The sequence below is a fragment of the Collimonas fungivorans genome (assembly GCF_028292705.1).
GTDB lineage: Bacteria > Pseudomonadota > Gammaproteobacteria > Burkholderiales > Burkholderiaceae_D > Collimonas > Collimonas fungivorans_B.
Genome location: NZ_JAQGLV010000111.1, coordinates 1 through 4096, shown reverse-complemented (window position 1 = coordinate 4096; position 4096 = coordinate 1). Strand labels below are relative to the sequence as shown.

The 4096-nt window shown below is 60.4% G+C and carries 4 protein-coding genes; all 4 read left to right on the top strand.

Annotated elements, in window-relative coordinates:
* The first annotated feature begins 17 nt into the window (after positions 1-17).
* The gene (pyrC, locus tag JWQ61_RS05460; RefSeq protein WP_304359629.1) at positions 18-1052 is read left to right on the top strand and encodes a dihydroorotase; all 1035 of its coding nucleotides are present in this window, start codon (positions 18-20) and stop codon (positions 1050-1052) included.
* A gap of 155 nt (positions 1053-1207) precedes the next feature.
* Positions 1208-1828 carry an ANTAR domain-containing response regulator gene (locus tag JWQ61_RS05455; RefSeq protein WP_014007951.1) on the top strand — a complete coding sequence of 207 codons (621 nt, stop codon included), beginning with the start codon at positions 1208-1210 and terminating at the stop codon, positions 1826-1828.
* Between the two features lie 431 nt (positions 1829-2259).
* Complete coding sequence (locus tag JWQ61_RS05450) at positions 2260-3438, top strand: CmpA/NrtA family ABC transporter substrate-binding protein (protein WP_304359628.1); 1179 nt, start codon at positions 2260-2262, stop codon at positions 3436-3438.
* Between the two features lie 44 nt (positions 3439-3482).
* On the top strand, positions 3483-4096 hold a 614-nt coding region (locus JWQ61_RS05445), incomplete at its 3' end, for an ABC transporter permease (protein ID WP_304359627.1).

The following is a 4096-nucleotide window of genomic DNA, read 5'->3' as shown; positions in this document are numbered from 1 at the left end:
TGACCATGACTGATGCCTTGACCAATACACTGACCATCACCCGCCCCGACGACTGGCACTTGCACCTGCGCGACGGCGTGGCGCTGGCGGCCGTCCTGCCGCATAGCGCACGCCAGTTCGGCCGCGCCATCGTGATGCCGAACCTGAAGCCGCCGGTGACCACCACCGCCCAGGCCGCGGCCTACCGCGACCGCATCCTGGCCGTGCTGCCGCCCGATCTGGCGTTTGAGCCCCTGATGACGCTGTACCTGACCAACAACACGCCGCCCGACGAAATCCGGCGCGCCAAGGACAGCGGCTTCGTGCATGCGGTCAAGCTGTACCCGGCCGGCGCCACTACCAATTCCGACGCTGGCGTGACCGACCTCAGCAAATGCTACAAGACGCTGGAAGTGATGCAGGAACTCGGTATGCCGTTCCTGGTGCACGGCGAAGTCACCGATCCGGCGATCGATATTTTCGACCGCGAAGCAGTGTTCATCGACCGTGTGATGCAGCCGCTGCGGCGCGACATGCCGGAACTGAAAGTGGTGTTCGAGCACATCACCACCAAGGACGCCGCCCAGTACGTCGAGAGCGCCGGCGGGCCGGTGGCGGCGACCGTCACGGCGCACCATCTGCTGTACAACCGCAACGAAATCTTCAAGGGCGGCATCCGGCCGCACTATTACTGCCTGCCGGTGCTGAAGCGCGAAGAGCATCGGCAAGCATTGGTGCAGGCGGTGACTTCCGGCAGCACCCGGTTCTTCCTCGGCACCGATTCGGCACCGCATCCGAAGGGTTTGAAAGAGCACGCCTGCGGCTGCGCCGGCTGTTATACCGCGCTGCACGCGATGGAGCTGTATGCGCAAGCGTTCGACCAGGCCGGCGCGCTGGACAAGCTGGAGGCCTTCGCCAGCTTTAACGGCCCGGCATTCTACAATCTGCCGCGCAACCAGGGCACGGTCACGCTGAAGCGCCAGCCGTGGACTTTGCCGGAGGAACTACCGCTGGGCGAAACCACCCTGGTGCCGCTGAACGGCGGCGAAACGATAGACTGGCAATTCGCGTAAAGTGATTCAAAATTTCGTTTAAAACTTCGTTTTTTGATCTTTTGCATCGACATGGTGCGATTTTTGCATGCTTGAACGGCAGGAGTGGATAAAGCTGTCCTTCCATACTGTCTAACCGTAGCTTACTGGTTCGTCTCCGGACGCGGGTTTCAAGCATGCAAAGTCTACGTATCGTTGTTGTCAATCCGGTCGCCATCGAAGGCGATGACGATCCCGCGTTCGAAGCGCAGGCCGCACGCGGCAAGGCCTTGCGCATCGGCTTGCTGGAGGCCGGCTACAACATCATCGCTTCGCTGCCGGCCGACCTCTACCTGCCTGAAAGAATTGCCCAGTTGCAACCGGACATGGTCATCATCGACGCCGAATCTGACGCCCGCGATGTGCTGGAGCATGTGGTGATCGCCACACGCGATGCGCGCCGTCCCATCGTCCTGTTTACCGAGGATGCAAAAACTTCCAGCATGGATGCGGCGATGGCCGCCGGCGTCTCCGCATACATTGTTGCGGGGCTGCAGACGGCGCGCATCAAGCCGGTGCTGGAGGTAGCGCTGGCGCGCTTCCGGCAAGAGCAGAAGCTGCTGGCCGAGCTGTCCGACACCAAACTGAAGCTGGCCGAACGCAAGCTGCTGGACCGCGCCAAGGGTTTGCTGATGGATCACCAAAAGCTGAGCGAGCAGGAGGCTTATCAAAAGCTGCGGCGGCTGGCGATGGACAAGAACCTCAAACTGTCCGAAGTGGCGCAACGCATTATCGACGCCGCCGACCTGCTGGGCTGATCAAGCCGTCAACTGCATGTCCGCTCGCGGCGAACTTGTTTGGTGCGTTGCACAAGGCCGGTGCGCTTTTTGAGCGAAAAACCGGCGTGCTTATGTACTCGCTCATGTATTCGCTTATGTACTGTCAGGCATTTCCTCGCTAAAAATTCCTGGCACGTGGTTTGCATAGTCAGTTTCAAGCGCCAACGCTGGCGCTGCTGGAATCGGCTAACGGCGGCCTTCTCCACATAAGACAAAGGTGTCTTTCCGCATGACTCGTTCATTGCGGGACGACGCCTTTTTTGTTGCCGGTAACAATCTGGAGCCATGCGATGGAACCAAGCAATGCACTGCAGCTAGACACCCTGGGCACCGAGCATACGCCGAACACGCTTGTCGACGGCAAGCGCCGTCAACTATTACAAACCGCGACTCTCGCGGCAGGAGCCAGCATGTTAGGACTATCTAGCACGGCAACCGGAGCTTGGGCCGCAGGCTCGGACAAACCTGAAAAAACCGAGATCAAGATCGGCTTCATTCCCCTGACCGATTGCGCATCGGTGGTGATGGCGTCGCTGCTCGGTTTCGACAAGAAATACGGCATCAAGATCGTCCTCAGCAAGGAAGCTTCGTGGGCCGGCGTGCGCGACAAGCTGGCCAACGGCGAGCTGGATGCCGCGCATGTGCTGTCGGGCCTGATCTACGGCGTGCAGATGGGCATAGGCGGCCAGAAGAAAGACATGGCGATCCTGATGGGGCTCAACAATAACGGCCAGGCCATTACGCTGTCGAAGAAGCTAGCTGACAAGGGCGCTGTCGACGGCCCCTCGCTGGCCAAGCTGATGGCCAGCGATAAGCGCGAATACACCTTCGCCCAGACTTTCCCGACCGGCACCCACGCCATGTGGCTGTACTACTGGTTGGCGGCCAATGGCGTCAATCCGCTCAAGGACGCCAAGGTGATCACTGTGCCGCCGCCGCAGATGGTGGCCAACATGCGGGTCGGCAACATGGATGGCTTCTGCGTCGGCGAGCCTTGGGGCCACCGGGCGATCGTCGACGGCGTCGGCATTACCGCCATCACCACCCAGGAAATCTGGAAAGATCATCCGGAAAAAGTGCTGGGCACCACCGCCGAGTTCGCCGCCAAGAATCCGAACACCTGCCGCGCCCTGATCGCCGCCGTGCTGGAAGCGGGCAAGTGGATAGATGCGTCGCTCGCCAACAAGAACAAGATGGCTGAAGCGATTGCTGACAAATCGTATGTCAACACCAGCAAGGACGTCATCGACCAGCGCATCATGGGACGCTACCAGAACGGCCTCGGCAAGACCTGGGACGATCCGAACTACATGAAGTTCTACAACGACGGCCTGGTCAACTTTCCTTTCCTGTCGGACGGCATGTGGTTCATGACGCAGCACCGGCGCTGGGGTTTGCTGAAAACCGATCCGGACTACCTGGCGGTAGCCAAGTCGGTCAGCCAGATCGCCCTCTACAAGGATGCCGCGGCAATGACAAACACGCCGGTACCGAAAGACGCGCTGCGGACTTCGAAACTGATGGATGGCACGGTATGGGACGGCAAGAATCCAGCCGCTTATGCAGCGTCCTTCAAGATCCACGCATAGATCAATCCAGATGCTTCACTACCGCGGTTTATTTGGGAGCCATCATGAGCGCAATCATGGACACAGCGGCAAATGCAAATCGCCAGGCGGCGACCATGGATAACCACACGGCGGACACGGCCGCCGAAACCGTTGCCATTACGCCCCGGCCATTGCCGAAAACCAGCAGCCGCCGCAGCAGCATGCCGTCCTGGCTGATGCAGATCATTGCGCCGCTGCTCGGCCTGGCGTTCCTGGTGCTGGTCTGGCAGATCATCGCGATGAACAACAGCCAGTTTCCGACGCCGCTGCTGACCTTGCAGGAAGCGCTCAAGCTGTTTGCCGATCCGTTCTACCGGACCAGCCCCAACGACCAGGGCATAGGCTGGAATATCCTGGCTTCGCTGCAGCGGGTCGGCGTCGGCTTCGGCCTGGCGGCGCTGGTCGGGATTCCGCTGGGCTTCATGATCGGCCGCTTCAAATTCCTGTCCAGCATGTTCGGTCCCATCATCAGCTTGCTGAAGCCGGTGTCGCCGCTGGCCTGGCTGCCGATCGGCCTGCTGGTGTTCAAGTCGGCCAATCCGGCGGCGATCTGGTCGATCTTCATCTGCTCGATCTGGCCGATGATCATCAACACCGCGGTCGGCGTGCAGCGGGTGCCGCAGGATTACATGAACGT